Here is a 14642-nt window from a genome sequence, read left to right on the forward strand (position 1 = left end):
GGCGTCAGCGGTGCTCGCCCACGACCTCGATCCGCCCGACGATGCTCGCGTTCAGCGCGTCGAGGTCCTCGGCCGGGATCCAGTACTCGAGGATCGTCTCGCCGCCGACCTGCTGGACGTCGTACGCGTCGAGGAAGTCCGTCCGGACCTCGAAGCGCGTCACGTAGCCGACGCCGCTGCGCGGGGCGTTCCAGTCGCGCGCAATCCGCGTCGCGTAGTCCTCGTTCAGCACCGGGTAGAAGATCGGCTGGTCGGGCAGGCGCGGGGGCCACGCCGTCCACCCGGTCGCCTCGACGAGCGCGAGCTCCTCGGGGCCGGTCGGGCGCCAGAGCGTCACGGTCTCGGGCGGGCTCGCGGTCTCGTGTTGGTTCATGCGCAGGAGTGTGGCGGTGCGGCCCCGCGCGGGACAGCGGATTGTGTGCCGTGCCGTGCCGTGCCCCGGTGCGCCGCACCGCCCCGCCCGCGGCCCGGTCGCGCGCCCCGCTACCCTCCGACGCGTGGCAGCACCGGAGCACGAGGACCACCGCGGCCCGGCCGACGACGCGTCCCACCTCGTCGTGATCGGCGGTCGCTCCGGCGTCGGCAAGACCTCGACCGCCCTCGCGCTGCACGCGCTGCTGCGGGCCGACGACGTGCGGCACGCCGTCGTCGAGGGTGACTTCCTCGACCTCGCGTGGCCGCCGCCGTGGGAGCACGGGCTCGACCTGCGCAACCTCGCGGCGGTCTGGGCCAACTACCGGGAGCTCGGGTACCGGCGGCTCGTCTACACGAACACCGTGAGCGTGCTCGCCGCCGAGGCGCTCGCGGCGGCGATGGGCGACTCCCCCGCGGTGACCGCGGTGCTGCTCACCGGGTCGGACGACGTGGTCGACGCCCGGCTTGCGACGCGCGAGACCGGCGAGGAGCTCCGGGCGCACCGCGCGCGCTCGGCCGCCGCCGCCCGCCGCCTGGACGCCGCGGCCCCGGCGGGGACCCACCGGCTCGCGACCGACGGCGAGACCCCCGAGCAGCTCGCCGTGCGGGTGCGGGCGCTCGCCGGCTGGTGACGCGGGCCGCGCGGACGCGGGCCCAGGCCGGCGGGGTGACCCGGGCGGCGCAGGGCGGGGCCCTCGCCGCTGGTGACCCGGGCCGTGCTCAGCCGGCGTCGACGCCCACGACCGCGGGCTCGTCGTCCGCCTCCCTCCGACGGCCCACCCCGGCCTGCTCGACGACGAGCACCCCGACGAGCAGCGCCACGACCAGGCCCAGGGCCGCGAGCGGCCGGACGGCGCCGAGCACCGGGACGGCCGCGAGCAGCAGGAGCGCACCGGCGGTCCGCACCACGGGCCACGCACCGAGCGCACGGCGGACGAAGAGGCTCGCGCCCGCGAGGAAGCACGCGAGCCCGCCGCCGAGCGCCGCCGCGGAGAACGTGCCGAGCGGCTCGGTGTCGCCGACGTGCGCCATCGCCCCCTCGATCCCGAGCGCCGCGAGCACGGTGCCCGCGACCACGACGAGGTGGAGGTAGCTGTAGCCCTCGTTCGCCAGCCGGGCCCGCTCGACGCCGCGCGTGGCGGCGAGGGCGTGCTCCGCGGGGCGGGCGTACCGCGCGAAGTACGTCCACCACAGCGCGATCGAGACGAGCATCGCGAGCACCGCCCCGAGCAGCGTCGCGCCGTCGACGGCCTCACCCGCCGCGCCGACCCCGACGCCGATCGCGAGCACCGACTCGCCGAGCGAGAGGATCACGACGAGGCCGTACCGCTCGGCCAGGTGCGTCGCGGACGGCAGCCGGAACTCGGTGCCCCGGGTCGCGAGGTAGGACAGGGCGGGCTCGAGGACGACCGCGCCGAGCCAGCACCACAGCCGGACCCCGGGCGGGACGGACGCCCCGAGCACGAGCAGCGCGGCGGACGGGACGAGCGGGAGCAGCACCGCGCGCACGACGCGCCGCCGCATCGCCGGGTCGTCGACGTCGCCGAACGCGTACACCGCGGCGTGCGCGGCGCGGGCCACGAGGTACGCGGACACCAGGACGACGGGCGCGAACCGGTCGCCGCCGTGCGCACCGAACGCGTCGGGGAGCACCAGCCCGCCGACGAACAGCGCGACCATCGCGGTCGTCATGGCGACGCGGACCACGCCCTCGTCGGCGTGCGCGTGGTTCGACAGCCACGCGAACGCCGTCCACGACCACCAGAGCAGCGCGAGGACGACGAGACCCTGGACGATGCCGACGCCGTCGTGCTGGTGCGCCATGAGCCGGCTCACCTGCGTGAACGCGAACACGTACGCGAGGTCGAAGAACAGCTCGAGCGGCGTCGCCCGGTGGCCCTCCCGGCTCGGCACGGCCGGCAGCAGGCGGCGCGAGCGGTGCACGCCGGCGGGCACGAGGCGGCTCACGCCGTCACCTCCACCGCTGCCGCGGCACGCAGCCGCTGGGCGTCGCTCCCGGGCGGCGCCCCGAACTGCCGGTGGTACTCCCGGCTGAACTGCGACGCGCTCTCGTAGCCGACGGCGCGCGCGGCGCCGGCCACGTCCCTCGGGTCGACGGCGAGCCGCACGCGCGCCGCCTGGAGCCGGATCTGCTTCTGGAACTGGATCGGGCTCATCGCGGTGACGGCGCGGAACGCCCGGTGGAACGCCGACGGGCTCATGCGCGCGAGCTGCGCGAGGTCCTCGACCCGCACGGTCTCCGCGTAGTGCTCGCGCAGCCACCGCACCGCGTGGCCGACGTGCTGGTGGCTGCTGTCCGCGAGCCCGAGCTGGCGCACGGTCGCGCCCTGATCGCCGGTCAGGAGCAGCCACAGGATCTCGCGCTCGACCATCGGCCCGAGCACCGCCAGGTCGCGCGGGCGGTCGAGGAGGCGCACGAGGCGCAGCACCGCGTCGAGCAGCGCGGGGGGCGCGGTGCTCACGGCGACCCCGGGCGGCACGGCCCGTCCGCGCCCGGCGGCGACGAGGTCACGCGCCGCGGGGTGCAGGACGAGCTCGGCGACCACCGAGGGGCGCAGCGTGAGCCCGACGCCGAGCGCGGGCCGCTCGGGGCTGGCCTCCGTGAACTGCCCGGTGACCGGCAGGTCGAGCGAGGCCACGAGGTACTGCCCGGCGCGGTAGTCGTGCACGCGGTCGCCCAGCGCGAGCCGCTTGGCGCCCTGCACGACGACGGCGAGCACGGTGCCGGTGGTCGCGGCCTCGGGTTCGCCGGGGTGCTCGACGAGCGCGACGTGGACGCCGTCCGGGGTGCTGGTGACGCCCGCCCGGGCGTGCCGGGTGATCAGGGTGCGGAGCTCGTCGAGGGCCATGGCCCGACCCAAGCACCGGCGGCGGCGACCGGGTACCCGTTCCCGCCGTTCCGAGCAGGATCAGGCACGACGACGCCCGGATCGGTCGACGGGTCGTCGCCCGGACCCACCGCACCGGCCGATAGCACCGGCCGATCGCACCGGGCCACGATGATCGGGCGCCGGGCCGGACCCCGGCGGCAGGCTGACGGACGGAAAGGGGCACCGTGATCGCCTGGCTCAACCACCTCGTGGACGTCGTCGAGGAGGACCTCGCCGAGGACCTCGACGTCGCCCGCCTCGCCGCTGGCCTCGGCACCACCGAGTACCACCTGCGCCGCATGTTCTCGGCGCTGGCGGGGATGCCGCTGTCGGAGTACGTGCGACGCCGGCGCATGACGCTCGCCGCGGCGGAGGTCGTGACGGGCACCCGGGACCTGCTGGGGATCGCCGTGCGCCACGGGTACGGCTCGACCGAGGCCTTCGGTCGGGCGTTCCGGTCCGTGCACGGCGTCGGCCCGGGCGAGGTCCGGCGGGACGGCGGCCCCCTCCGCACCCAACCCCGCCTCAGGTTCCGCCTGACCGTCGAAGGAGCACATCCCATGGACGTCCGCCTCGTCTCCCGACCCGCCTTCCGCCTCGCCGGCCGCGCCGTACGCGTCCCGCTCGTGCACCACGGGGTCAACCCGGCGATTCAGCAGCACGTGACCTCACTGGCGCCGGAGGAGCACGGCCGGCTCACGGCCCTGAGCGACACCGAGCCGCGCGGCCTGCTCGCCGTGAGCGCCGACATCGACCCCGACCGCCGGGAGGGCACCGAGCTGACCTACCTGCACGGGGTCGCCGTCACGGACGAGGTCGACGTCCCCGGCGACCTCGACGTCCTCCCGGTGCCCGCGGGGTCGTGGGCCGTGTTCCGCGCGGCGGGCCCGTACCCGCAGACGCTGCAGTCCGTCTGGGCCGCGACGGCGACCGACTGGTTCCCGTCGAACCCCTGGCGGCTGCGCGAGGGACCGGAGATCGTCGCCGTGCTCGAGCGCGCCGACGACCTCAGCACCGCGACGGTCGAGCTCTGGCTGCCGGTCGAGGCAGCCTGAGGCTCACGGCAGCAGGTACTCGACCGTGTGGACCGTGACCGACGTCGAGGTAGGCCGCCCGTTGCTCGTCCCGTACACGCCGAGCCACAGCCCGACGAACCCGCCGGTCGCGACCGTGTCGAGCTCCCGGCCGTCGACGACCGCGACCACCTCGCCGTCGCCGTCGCCGTCCGCCCCGGCGGTCGCAGCGGTCGCGGCCGTCGCGGCGGTCAGCGCGTAGTCCTGCCCGCGTGCGCTGATCGTGAGCACGAGCGGCTCGTCCGGGCCCGCGGCGAGCGTGACCCGTCCCCGCTCGTGGTCGACGCCGCCGCGCCGGTGCACCGCGACGACGTCCCGCGTGCGCCCGCCGGCCGTCGGCGCCGTGACGTGCAGCCGCACGTGGTCGTCCTCCGACTGCCGGACGACGAGCCCCGCCTCCTCGCCGGAGCCCTCGGCGAGGGGCGCGGTCAGGCGGACGCGCAGGTCGACGTCGGTGTGCTGCTGGCGCAGGCCCAGGAACGCGGGCGTCCCGGGCTCGGCGAGCGTCGTCGGGTCCAGGGCCAGCCGCCAGCCGTCGCCGTCGGGCGTCGCGAAGTCCTGCGCCGGGCCGCGGAGCGAGGTCCACCGGACGTCGTCGGGACGCACGAGCCCCGAGGTGGCCCCCTGCGTGACGCCCGGCCGGGGCTCCCCTGCGAAGGGCACGTCCACGACCGCCGGGACCCGGCCCTCGCCCGGGGCGAACACCGGCCAGCCGTCCTCCCACGCGACGGGCAGCAGGAACGTCTCGCGCCCGAGGTTGTAGTGGTAGCCGCCGTACGGCCGCATGCCGAGCGCGACGGCCCACCACGAGCCGTCGGCGGCCTGCACCAGGTCGGCGTGCCCGACGCCGACGACGTCCGCACCCCGGCCGAGGTGGCGGTGCGTCAGCACGGGATTGCCGCGGTACCCCTCGTACGGCCCGGTCACCGTGTCCGCGCGTGCCACCGACTCCGCGTGGTGGAACTCGGTGCCCGCCTCCGCGGCGAGCAGGTAGTACCGGCCGTCGACCGCGTACAGGTGCGGCGCCTCCGCCCACACCGCGTTCTCGAGCGCGCCGTGCCAGATCACGTGCTCCTCGCCGACCAGCCGGCCCGTCGCGGGGTCGAGCTCGCGGACCCACACCTCGGTCTGGTCGTGCCACCGCGGCTCCGGCGGCTGCCGCGTCCCGTGCACCCAGACGCGGCCGTCGTCGTCGAACAGGAACGACGGGTCGATCCCCTCCTCGTCGATCCACACCGGGTCCGACCACGGCCCGGCCGGGTCGGTCGCCGTCACGTAGAAGTTCCCCCCGGGCGCGCCCTCGCGCTGGCCGACGAGCGTGCAGATCAGCCAGAACGTGCCGTCGTGGTGCCGCAGGGTCGGCGCGAACAGCCCGTGCGAGGACCGCACCCCGGCGAGGTCGAGCTGACCGGGCCGGTCGAGCGCGTGCCCGATCTGCTCCCAGCCGACGAGGTCCCGGCTGCGGTGCACGGGCAGCCCCGGGAAGTACTCGAACGTCGAGGTCACGAGGTAGAAGTCGTCCCCCACGCGGCAGATCGAGGGGTCCGGGTAGCACCCCGGCAGGATCGGGTTCCGGACCGTGCCCATGCAGGAGGCCTCCGCGGTGAGGTGGACGAGAGGGGCGCGTGGACGAGGCTAGCCGGGACCGCCGCCGCGCCGGGCGGCGTTACGCCCGGGCGAGCAGCGCGGCGGCGAACCGGTCCGCCGAGCCGGGCGCGAGGTCGAGGAACAGCTCGGGCTCGACCAGCTCGAGCTCGATGAGCAGCGGCGCGTCCTCGGGACCGACGAGGTCGACCCGCGCGTACAGCAGCGCCTCCGGCCCGCCGGGCACGCACGCGAGCGCGGCGTGCGCCACCGCGATCTCGGCGGCGGTCGGCGTGTGGGCCGTGTCCGTCCCGCCGTACTCCGCCTGCACCCGGAACTCCCCGGCGGCGGGCGTCTTGCGGACGGCGTGCGAGACGCGACCGCCGATCACGACGACCGACCGCTCCCCGGCGAGGATCTCCGGCAGGTACGGCTGGACGAGCACGTCGCCCGTGGCGGTGAGCGTGCGCAGGTGGTCCGCCGCCTCCGCGGAGCCCGTGGCGAACCGCCCGAGACCCCATGCGTTGGCGGAGATCGCCGGCTTGAGCACCACCTCGGGCGCGTCGACGGCGGGCACCGGCTCGTCGCTCCCGGCCGGGACGAGGGCCGTCGGCACGACCGGGACGCCCGCGCGCGCGAGCTCGAGGAGGTAGGACTTGTGCAGGTTCCAGCCGACCACGTCGAGCGGGTTGAGCACCGGCGCGGCGAACGCGCCCAGGACGGCCCGGAACTCGTCGGGGTGCTCCTGGTAGTCCCACGTCGAGCGGATCACCACGACGTCCGCCGGGACCCGCGTGACCGACGGCTCGCGCCACGGCGAGACGGTCACGGTCGCGCCGCGGGCGCGCAGCGCGGCCACGACCCCCGGGGTCTCGATGTCGTGGCCGTCGGGGTCGTCGAAGGTCAGCAGCAGCACGTGAGGAGGCACCGGGCGATGCTCGCACGCGACGCGGCGTCCTGAGACGCGTGCGCCCGGCGTGAGGCCGTCCTCGACGCCCCGGAGGGCGAGGCGCGACATGTGACGTGAGTCACGACGGCGCGACGTCACGTCCGACGTTCCCGCGTCGTCACCATGGCATGCACACCTCGAAGCAGAACGACTCCTCCCGACCCCGCGTCGTGGTCCTCGGTGCGGGCTACGCCGGTCTGATGGCTGCGCTGCGGGCGGCCGCCGGTGCGGCCGTGACCGTCGTCTCCCCGACCTCGGAGCTGACCGAGCGGGTGCGGCAGCACGAGCTGGCGGCGGGCCGGCCGAGCATCTCCCACCCCCTGGCGCCGCTCCTGGCTCCCCGGGGGGTGGCGCACGTGCCCGGACGGGCCACGAGCATCGACACCGCGCGGCGGACCGTCACGACCGACGACGGACGCGTGCACGCCTACGACCGGCTGGTGTACGCCCTCGGCAGTCGCACCCGCGGGCCCGCCGGGGACCGCGACGGCAGGGTGTTCACCTCCGAGACCGCGGAGAGCACGAGGAAGCGCCTGGCTGACGGCCCCGGGAAGGTCGTCGTCGTCGGCGGGGGCGCGACAGGCATCGAGACCGCGACGGAGCTGGCCGAGCGGACGGGCTGGGCGGTCGAGCTGCACACGGCGGGCACCGTGGGCCCGTCGCTGTCGGCGAGGGGGCGGGCGCACGTCCGCACCGTGCTCGACCGGCTGGGCGTCGGCCTGACCGAGGGCGTCACGGTGGCCCCCGACGACATCGACGCCGACGTCGTCGTGTGGAACGCCTCCCTGGTGGCCGCGACCGAGCTCGCCGCGGACGCCGGCCTGCGGGTCGGGCCCGACGGGCGCATCGTCGTCGACGAGCTCCTCCGCTCGGTGTCCCACCCGGACGTCTACGCCGCCGGTGACGCGGCGGCGGCCTGGTCGGCCGGGGCGGGGACCTTGCGGATGGCCTGCGCCACGGCCCTCCCGACCGGCGCACGCGCCGGACGCAACGTGGCCGCCGAGCTCTCGGGACGGGACCCGGCGCCGCTGCAGTTCCGGTACTGGGTCCAGTGCCTGAGCCTCGGCCGCGACGACGGCCTCGTCCAGGTGGTCGGCAGGGACGACAGCCCGAGGGACGTCGTCCTCACGGGCCGCCCGGCTGCCGCGGTCAAGGAGCAGGTGGTCCGCTCCACGGTCCGCGCCGTGCGGTGGGCGGCGCGCTGAGCACCCGCTCCGCCATCGGCGGCACGCCGCTCAGCGGGCTCGCGACCCGGCTGGACGTCACGCCTCAGCGCCGGGCTCCCCGCCGCGCTCGATGACGTACGCCGCGAGCGCGTCGGGCACCGGGTCCACACCCGGACCGCCCGCGTCGAGCCACCCCGCGAGCAGCCCGGTGAGCTCGTCGCCCGCCACGCGCTCGAACCAGACCGGGCGGCCGCCGGCCGTGCGGCGGGCGTCCCCGCTCGGGCGGGCGACGACGACGTCCCCGCGCTCGCACTCGTCGAGGCACTCCGCGAGCGTGAGCTGCGCGGTGCCGCGGGCCGCGAGCGCCCGGAGCCGGGCCAGCTGACCGCCGTCGAGGGCGTCGCCCGACCCGAGGGTCTCGCCCGCGCACAGGCTGCACGCGGTCAGCCCCGGGACGGCACCCGGGGGCCGCGTCCCGCACGCACGCTCGCTCGTCACGCCGTCGAGGATAGGTCGCGTCCCGGGCGGCTCGGGCGGACCCCGGCGGGACGGGCCCGCGGGGCGGGTGCGACGGTTACCCCGGCGTGCGGTGAGACGGTTCCCCCGGCGCGCGCGAGCAGCCGACGGCGTCGCCACGCAATGCGCTCGACCGGCGCCGCGGAGCGGTGCCACGCTCGCAGGATGACGTCGTGGTCGGTGGTCGAGGCGGTCCTCCCGGCGGGGGTCGAGGACCGCGCGGCTGGCGCGGTCGTCGGCGCGCACCGGCTGAACGCCGAGACGCAGCGGCGCACCTGGGGGCACGACGACTTCGTCGAGCCCGTCGAGCACTGGCTCGGGACGCTGCGGGGCCAGGAGTACACCGAGCGCATCGTGCTCGTCGCCGTCCCCGCGGCCTCCGCGGACCGGCGCCCCGAGGACCTCACCGCCGACGACGTCGCGGGCGCCGCGGTGGTCGAGCTCCCCCGCACGAGCAACCCCCGCCTCGCCGAGCTCGACGTCTGGGCCGACCCGGACCGCCTGCGCCAGGGCATCGGCACGGCGCTCGTCGACGCCGCCGAGCGCGTCGCGGCCCGGCGCGGCCGCACGACCGTCCACGGCATGACGTACCACCGCGGCGAGCCGCCCGAGGGGCACCCGGACGCGCTCGCCGCGGCGTCGGGCAGCGGCCGCCTCGACGGCTCCGTCCCGGGCGTCGCGTTCGCGGCCCACCGGGGGTACCGGCCCGAGCAGGCCGAGCGGTACAGCGTGCTCGACGTGCCGCTCGACGCCGCCGTCCTCGCGCGCCACCTCGACGGTGCCGCCGCGGCCGCCGGCCCGGGATACCGCCTGCACTCGTGGACCGACCGCACGCCCGACGCCTGGCTCGACGACGTCGGCGTGCTGCTCACGCGCATGAGCACCGACGTCCCGCTCGCGGACCTGGACGTCGAGGAGGACCCGTGGGACGCGGCGCGCGTGCGCTACGGCGAGGACCTCGCGGCGGCGAGCGGCCGGGGGTACGTGGTGACGGTCGCCGAGCACGTGCCGAGCGGACGGCTCGTCGCCCTCACGCGGATCGAGCATCCCGCGGCGCAGCCGGAGTGCGCCTGGCAGGAGGACACGCTCGTGCTCCGGGAGCACCGCGGGCACCGGCTCGGGATGCTCGTCAAGGCGGCGAACCTGCGCACGCTCGCGCACGAGCGCCCCGCGACCCGGCGCGTGCACACCTGGAACGCCGAGGAGAACGGGCACATGCTCGCGATCAACGTCGCGCTCGGGTTCCGCCCCGCGGGGGTCTACGCGAGCTGGCAGCGCCGGTCCTGACGCGTCGTCACGCCCCGACCGCACCGGCGGACGACGGCCGTCCCGCGCCCGCATCCTCCCGCCGCACGCGCAGCGCCCCCGGCGCACCCGCCGGCACCGCCGGGCGCCCCGGCGGCACGGGCTCGACCCGCACGTACGGCTCGCCCTGCGCCGGGCGCGGGTCCACCCCGCCGCGCTCGGGCCACAGCGACACCGCACGCTCGGCCTGCGCGGCGATCGTGAGCGACGGGTTGACGCCGAGGTTCGCGGTCACGGCGGCGCCGTCGAGCACGTGCAGCGTCGGGTACCCGTGCACGCGCTGGTACGGGTCGAGGACCCCGTCCTCGGGGGTCGCGCCGATCGGGCAGCCGCCGAGGAAGTGCGCGGTCATCGGCATCGCGGCGAGGTCGCCGACGCTGCCGCCGGCGACGCCGCCGAGCTCGTCGGCCAGGAGCGCCGCGGTGGCATGGGCCTGCGGGATCCACGTGGGGTTGGGCTCGCCGCTGCCCTGCCGCGACGTGAGCCGGCGCCGGCCGACCGGGAGCGGGACGCCGAGCAGGCGCGGCGCGAGGGAGGTGGTCAGGGAGTTGTCGAGCGACTGCATGACGAGCGCGATCGTCGTCCGCTCGCTCCACCGGTACGGCGTGAGCGCGCGCACGGTCGTCGCCGGCCGGGTCGCGAGGCCGCGCGCGAGCGTGCCGAGCCAGCCGCCGACCCGGCGCAGCGCGGTGCCGCCCGGGACGAGCGCGGTCTGCAGCAGCGCCATCGCGTTCGAGCCGCGCCCGTAGCGGACGGCCTCGACGTGGGTGGCGTCGTCGACGAAGAACGACGACGTGATCGCGACGCCCGTCGAGAGGTCGCGCGCCGGGTCGACGTGCGGCGCGCTCGCGCCGACGAGCGCCTCGGAGTTGGTCCGCGTGAGCTCGCCGAGGCGCGGGGACAGGGCGGGCAGCGTGCCGCTCGCGCGCATCCGGTGCAGCAGCGTCTGCGTGCCGTACGTGCCGGCCGCGAGCACGACGTGGCCCGCGTGCCAGGTCGAGCCGCCGCGGTAGGTCCGACGCCCGGGCCCGTCGCCGCCCAGCAGCCGCCCGAGCCGCCCGCCGGTCGCCCGGGCGGTGACCTCCCAGCCGCCGCCCGGGAGCGGCGCGAGGCCGGTCACGGTCGTCAGCGGCTCGACGTGCACGCCCGCGCGCTCCGCGAGGTGCAGGTAGTTCTTCGTCAGGGTGTTCTTCGCGCCGACCCGGCACCCCGTCATGCACGAGCCGCACTGCGTGCAGCCCGCGCGCGCGGGGCCGGCGCCCCCGAAGAAGGGGTCGGGCACCGCCGCGCCGGGCTCCCCGAACAGCACGCCGACGTCGGTCGGCCGCACGGTCCCCTCCTGCCCGAGCCGGGTCGCGACCCGCCGCAGCAGCGCGTCCGCGGGCGTCACGGCAGGGTTGCGGGTCACGCCGAGCATGCGCGCCGCCTGGTCGTAGTGCGGCGCGAGCTCGTCCTCCCAGTCGGTGATCGACGCCCACTGCGGGTCCTCGTAGAACGCGCGCAGCGGCCGGTACAGCGTCGTGCCGTAGACCAGCGAGCCGCCTCCCACACCGGCCCCGGCGAGCACGAGCGAGTCCCGCAGCAGGTGGATCCGCTGGATGCCGAAGCAGCCGAGCGCCGGCGCCCACAGGAACGTGCGCAGGTGCCACGACGTGCGGAAGTCCTCGTCGGCGAACCGCCGCCCGGCCTCGAGGACCGCGACCCGGTAGCCCTTCTCGGCGAGGCGCAGCGCGGCGACGGAGCCACCGAAGCCCGAGCCCACGACGACGACGTCGTACCGCTGCACCATCCGCGCATCGTGGCACACGCTCGTCGGCACACCCGCCACGTGGAACACCGACCACCTGGACGGCCGTACGAGGTGCGGCGCGCTGTCGCGGCTTACGCTGAGCCGTGCCCGACACGTGGTTGGCCCGCGCGACGGGCACGACGCCCACCGGCGTCCTCGCGCGCTCCGTGGACTGGGCGTCGACGCCGATCGGCTCCCCGAGGTCCTGGCCGCGTGACCTGCGCGCCGCCGTGCGGATCTGCTTCAGCACCGAGTTCCCCGTCTTCGTCGCCTGGGGACCGGAGCGGACCATGATCTACAACGAGGGCTACAGCCGGATGCTGGGGACCACGAAGCACCCCGGCGCGATGGGCGCCCCGATGGCCGACGTCTGGGCGGACATCTGGGACTCGGTGGGCCCGCTCGTCGACACCGTGACGTCCACCGGCAGGTCGCTGTTCTTCGAGGACATGCGCCTCCTGACCGATCGGTCCGGGTTCCTCGAGGAGGCCGCGTTCACGTTCTCCTACAGCGCTCTGCGCGACGACCGCGACGAGCTCGCCGGCATGCTCTGCATCGTGGGCGAGACCACGGACCGCGTCGTCGCGAGCCGGCGGTTCGAGACGCTCGGCACGCTCTCGACGAGCCTGCACCGGGTCAAGCTCGACATCGAGCTGACCGCCAAGGTGGCCGCCGACGTGCTCCGGGAGAGTCCCGACGTCACGCACGCCGAGGTGCACCTGTGCACGTCGGGCGGCCTCACCGAGCTGCTCTCGACGCACCCCGGGCCCGACGGCGGCGCCCCGGGGACCGGCCCGGTGCCGCGCGAGGTGCTCGAGCGCGTGTGCGCCTCGCGCGTGGCCGAGCGGTTCGGCACCACCCTCGTCGAGCCCGTCTCCGCGGTGCTCGGCGACGCGCCCGTCGGCGTCGTCGCGCTCACGGGCAACCCGCTGCGCCCCGACGACGAGGCGCAGCAGCTGTTCCTGCACCTCGTGGCCGCGTCGCTGGGCAACGCGCTCGCGGTGGCGCTCACGCACCAGAAGCAGGTCGACGACCTGCAGACCGTCTCCTCGGCGCTCCAGGCCGCGATGCTGCCCGCGGACCCGGGGTCGCCGGGCTGGCACACGCGCTACCGGCCCGCGGACGACCGGCTGGCCGTCGGCGGTGACTGGTACGACGTCGTGCCGCTCGGCAGCGGGCGGTTCGGGCTCGTCGTGGGCGACTGCGTGGGGCACGGCCTCGGCGCCGCGGCCGTCATGGGCCAGCTCCGCAGCGCCGCCCGCGCGCTGCTGCTCCAGGACCTGTCGCCCGCCGCGACGCTCGACGGGCTCGACCGGTTCGCCTCGACGCTCCCCGGCGCGGAGTGCGCGAGCGTCGTGTGCGCGGTCGTCGACGAGCAGGCCCGCACGGTCACGTACTCGAAGGCCGGCCACCCGCCGCCGCTCGTGCTGTCCGCGACCGGGCCCCGCTGGCTCGAGGACGGCACGGGCACGCTCCTGGGGCTCGCCCCGGGCCCGCGCCCGGAGGCCACCGCGACGTTCGAGCGCGGGGAGACCCTCGTGCTCTACACGGACGGGCTCGTCGAGCGCCGCGACGAGGGGCTCGACGACGGCCTCGCGCGGCTGGCCCGGATCGCGGCCGCCACCGTGGCGGAGCGGCCGGTCGACCAGCTGGGCGACCTCCTGATCGGCACGATGCTCGACGTGGGTGCCCGCGACGACGTCGCGCTCGTGGTCTACGAGGCCCGCTGACGGCGCCTGCGTCCGGGACCTCCGCCGGTCGCCGCCCCGCACCCCGTGGGGCAGTCTTCGAGGATGGACCCCGCCGACCTGGCCGCCGAGCTCGCTCCCGGGCGGGCGTCGGTGCGGGCCGCGGCGCGCGTGCTGTCGAGCGCGCTGCGCGGGGACCCCGGCTTCTCGCACGTGCTCCCCGAGCCGCACGTCCGGCGCAGCGCGCTCGACGCGATCCACCGGGTCGGGCTGACCGACGGCCTGCGCCACGGGCGGGTGCTCGGGGTGCACGACGACGCGGGGGTCGCGGGCGTCGCCGTCTGGTACCCGCCGGGCGCCTACCCGATGTCCACGCTGCGCAAGCTCCGCACGCTCGGGCCGCTCGTGCCCGTCGCGCTGGCGCACCCGCGGCGGACGGCGGCCCTGGCACGGCTCGGGTCGGCCGTCGAGGCGGGCCTGCGCGACGCCGTGCCGCGCGAGGGGGCGTGGTACCTGGAGGTCCTGGGGGTGCGGCCCGACGCGCAGCGCCGGGGGCACGGCCGCCGGCTGCTCGCGCCCGTGCTCGCGGACGCCGACCGGACCGGGGCCTCGTGCTACCTCGAGACCTCGCGCGAGGAGAACGTCCGGTACTACGAGGGCTTCGGCTTCCGGGTGGTCGGCGAGATCACGGCGCTGCGGCCGCACGGGCCGGTCGAGACGCAGATGCTGCGGGCGCCGCGGAGCGGGTGAGCCGCTGCCGCCGGCGCTGCGGAGCGGGTGTGCCGCCCGACGGCGCCGCGGTCAGCGCGTGCGCCGGGCCGGGCGCCGTGGGTCAGCGCGCGCTCGTGCCCGCGTGCCGCAAGACGTCCGCGAGCGCGCCGAGCGCCCCCGGGACGACCGTGTAGTACGCCCACACCCCCCGCTTCTCACGCGTGAGGATGCCGGCCTTGACCAGGGTCGACAGGTGGTGCGAGACGGTCGGCTGCGCGAGGCCGACGACGTCGTTGAGGTCGCACGCGCACACCGCCTCGGCGCTCGACGCGATGTGCGACAGCAGCTGGAGGCGCGCCGGGTCGGCGAGCGCCTTGAGGATGCGGGCGAGGTTCTCGGCGTCGTCGCGGGCGAGCGTCCCCTCGTCGAGCGGGGTGCAGCAGGCGGTGACGTCGAGGACGGGAAGCAGCGTGGGAGCACTCACGGGTCGATCGTGCCTCAGATATTGACATCTGTCGATCCTTGCTCCATCGTTCAGACATCGACGCATATCAAT

The 14642-nt window shown here is 76.5% G+C and carries 14 protein-coding genes; 6 read left to right on the plus strand and 8 right to left on the minus strand.

Annotation, left to right across the window (positions count from 1 at the left end; all coding sequences use genetic code 11):
* Nucleotides 1–4: 4 nt before the first annotated feature.
* The gene (locus CCE01nite_RS04940; RefSeq protein WP_141372033.1) at nucleotides 5–373 is read right to left on the minus strand and encodes a hypothetical protein; all 369 of its coding nucleotides are present in this window, start codon (nucleotides 371–373) and stop codon (nucleotides 5–7) included.
* A gap of 124 nt (nucleotides 374–497) precedes the next feature.
* Between CCE01nite_RS04940 and CCE01nite_RS04945 the strand changes: the two genes are divergently transcribed.
* A complete protein-coding gene (locus CCE01nite_RS04945) occupies nucleotides 498–1046 on the plus strand; it encodes an ATPase (protein ID WP_141372034.1) in 549 nt (182 codons plus the stop codon).
* A gap of 88 nt (nucleotides 1047–1134) precedes the next feature.
* On the opposite strand, the gene CCE01nite_RS04950 is transcribed toward CCE01nite_RS04945, so the two are convergent.
* Nucleotides 1135–2382, minus strand: a complete 1248-nt coding sequence (locus tag CCE01nite_RS04950) for a low temperature requirement protein A (RefSeq protein WP_246056329.1) — start codon at nucleotides 2380–2382, stop codon at nucleotides 1135–1137.
* Nucleotides 2379–3284 (minus strand): AraC family transcriptional regulator, encoded by a 906-nt coding sequence (locus tag CCE01nite_RS04955; protein ID WP_034632933.1) that lies wholly within the window; start codon nucleotides 3282–3284, stop codon nucleotides 2379–2381. The genes CCE01nite_RS04950 and CCE01nite_RS04955 overlap by 4 nt, the downstream gene beginning before the upstream one ends.
* A 206-nt stretch (nucleotides 3285–3490) precedes the next feature.
* Between CCE01nite_RS04955 and CCE01nite_RS04960 the strand changes: the two genes are divergently transcribed.
* Nucleotides 3491–4360 (plus strand): AraC family transcriptional regulator, encoded by an 870-nt coding sequence (locus tag CCE01nite_RS04960; RefSeq protein WP_034632931.1) that lies wholly within the window; start codon nucleotides 3491–3493, stop codon nucleotides 4358–4360.
* A gap of 3 nt (nucleotides 4361–4363) precedes the next feature.
* On the opposite strand, the gene CCE01nite_RS04965 is transcribed toward CCE01nite_RS04960, so the two are convergent.
* Together CCE01nite_RS04965 and CCE01nite_RS04970 are read right to left on the minus strand one after the other, a co-directional pair.
* Nucleotides 4364–5965: a glycoside hydrolase family 43 protein gene (locus CCE01nite_RS04965; protein WP_034632930.1), complete on the minus strand. Its 1602-nt coding sequence runs from the start codon at nucleotides 5963–5965 to the stop codon at nucleotides 4364–4366.
* A 79-nt stretch (nucleotides 5966–6044) separates the two neighbouring features.
* Nucleotides 6045–6890 carry an ATP-grasp domain-containing protein gene (locus tag CCE01nite_RS04970; protein ID WP_211254585.1) on the minus strand — a complete coding sequence of 282 codons (846 nt, stop codon included), beginning with the start codon at nucleotides 6888–6890 and terminating at the stop codon, nucleotides 6045–6047.
* Nucleotides 6891–7039: 149 nt separating this feature from the next.
* Between CCE01nite_RS04970 and CCE01nite_RS04975 the strand changes: the two genes are divergently transcribed.
* Nucleotides 7040–8116, plus strand: coding sequence for an FAD-dependent oxidoreductase (locus CCE01nite_RS04975; RefSeq protein ID WP_034632928.1), 1077 nt, complete (start codon nucleotides 7040–7042; stop codon nucleotides 8114–8116).
* Between the two features lie 57 nt (nucleotides 8117–8173).
* On the opposite strand, the gene CCE01nite_RS04980 is transcribed toward CCE01nite_RS04975, so the two are convergent.
* On the minus strand, nucleotides 8174–8575 hold the full coding sequence (locus CCE01nite_RS04980; RefSeq protein WP_034632926.1) for a hypothetical protein: 402 nt from the start codon (nucleotides 8573–8575) through the stop codon (nucleotides 8174–8176).
* Between the two features lie 183 nt (nucleotides 8576–8758).
* Between CCE01nite_RS04980 and CCE01nite_RS04985 the strand changes: the two genes are divergently transcribed.
* Nucleotides 8759–9880: a GNAT family N-acetyltransferase gene (locus CCE01nite_RS04985; RefSeq protein WP_034632924.1), complete on the plus strand. Its 1122-nt coding sequence runs from the start codon at nucleotides 8759–8761 to the stop codon at nucleotides 9878–9880.
* Nucleotides 9881–9887: 7 nt separating this feature from the next.
* Here CCE01nite_RS04985 and CCE01nite_RS04990 read toward each other — a convergent pair whose 3' ends face one another.
* On the minus strand, nucleotides 9888–11687 hold the full coding sequence (locus CCE01nite_RS04990; protein ID WP_052104320.1) for a GMC family oxidoreductase: 1800 nt from the start codon (nucleotides 11685–11687) through the stop codon (nucleotides 9888–9890).
* A 104-nt stretch (nucleotides 11688–11791) separates the two neighbouring features.
* Between CCE01nite_RS04990 and CCE01nite_RS04995 the strand changes: the two genes are divergently transcribed.
* Together CCE01nite_RS04995 and CCE01nite_RS05000 are read left to right on the plus strand one after the other, a co-directional pair.
* Entirely contained in the window at nucleotides 11792–13417 is a 1626-nt protein-coding gene (locus CCE01nite_RS04995; protein ID WP_052104319.1) for a PP2C family protein-serine/threonine phosphatase, read from the plus strand.
* 63 nt (nucleotides 13418–13480) lie between these two features.
* Nucleotides 13481–14125 (plus strand): GNAT family N-acetyltransferase, encoded by a 645-nt coding sequence (locus tag CCE01nite_RS05000; protein WP_034632921.1) that lies wholly within the window; start codon nucleotides 13481–13483, stop codon nucleotides 14123–14125.
* Nucleotides 14126–14207: 82 nt separating this feature from the next.
* Here CCE01nite_RS05000 and CCE01nite_RS05005 read toward each other — a convergent pair whose 3' ends face one another.
* Nucleotides 14208–14570 (minus strand): ArsR/SmtB family transcription factor, encoded by a 363-nt coding sequence (locus CCE01nite_RS05005; protein WP_052104318.1) that lies wholly within the window; start codon nucleotides 14568–14570, stop codon nucleotides 14208–14210.
* Nucleotides 14571–14642: the final 72 nt, after the last annotated feature.

The sequence above is a fragment of the Cellulomonas cellasea genome, assembly GCF_006538745.1.
In the GTDB taxonomy this organism is placed as follows: domain Bacteria; phylum Actinomycetota; class Actinomycetes; order Actinomycetales; family Cellulomonadaceae; genus Cellulomonas_A; species Cellulomonas_A cellasea.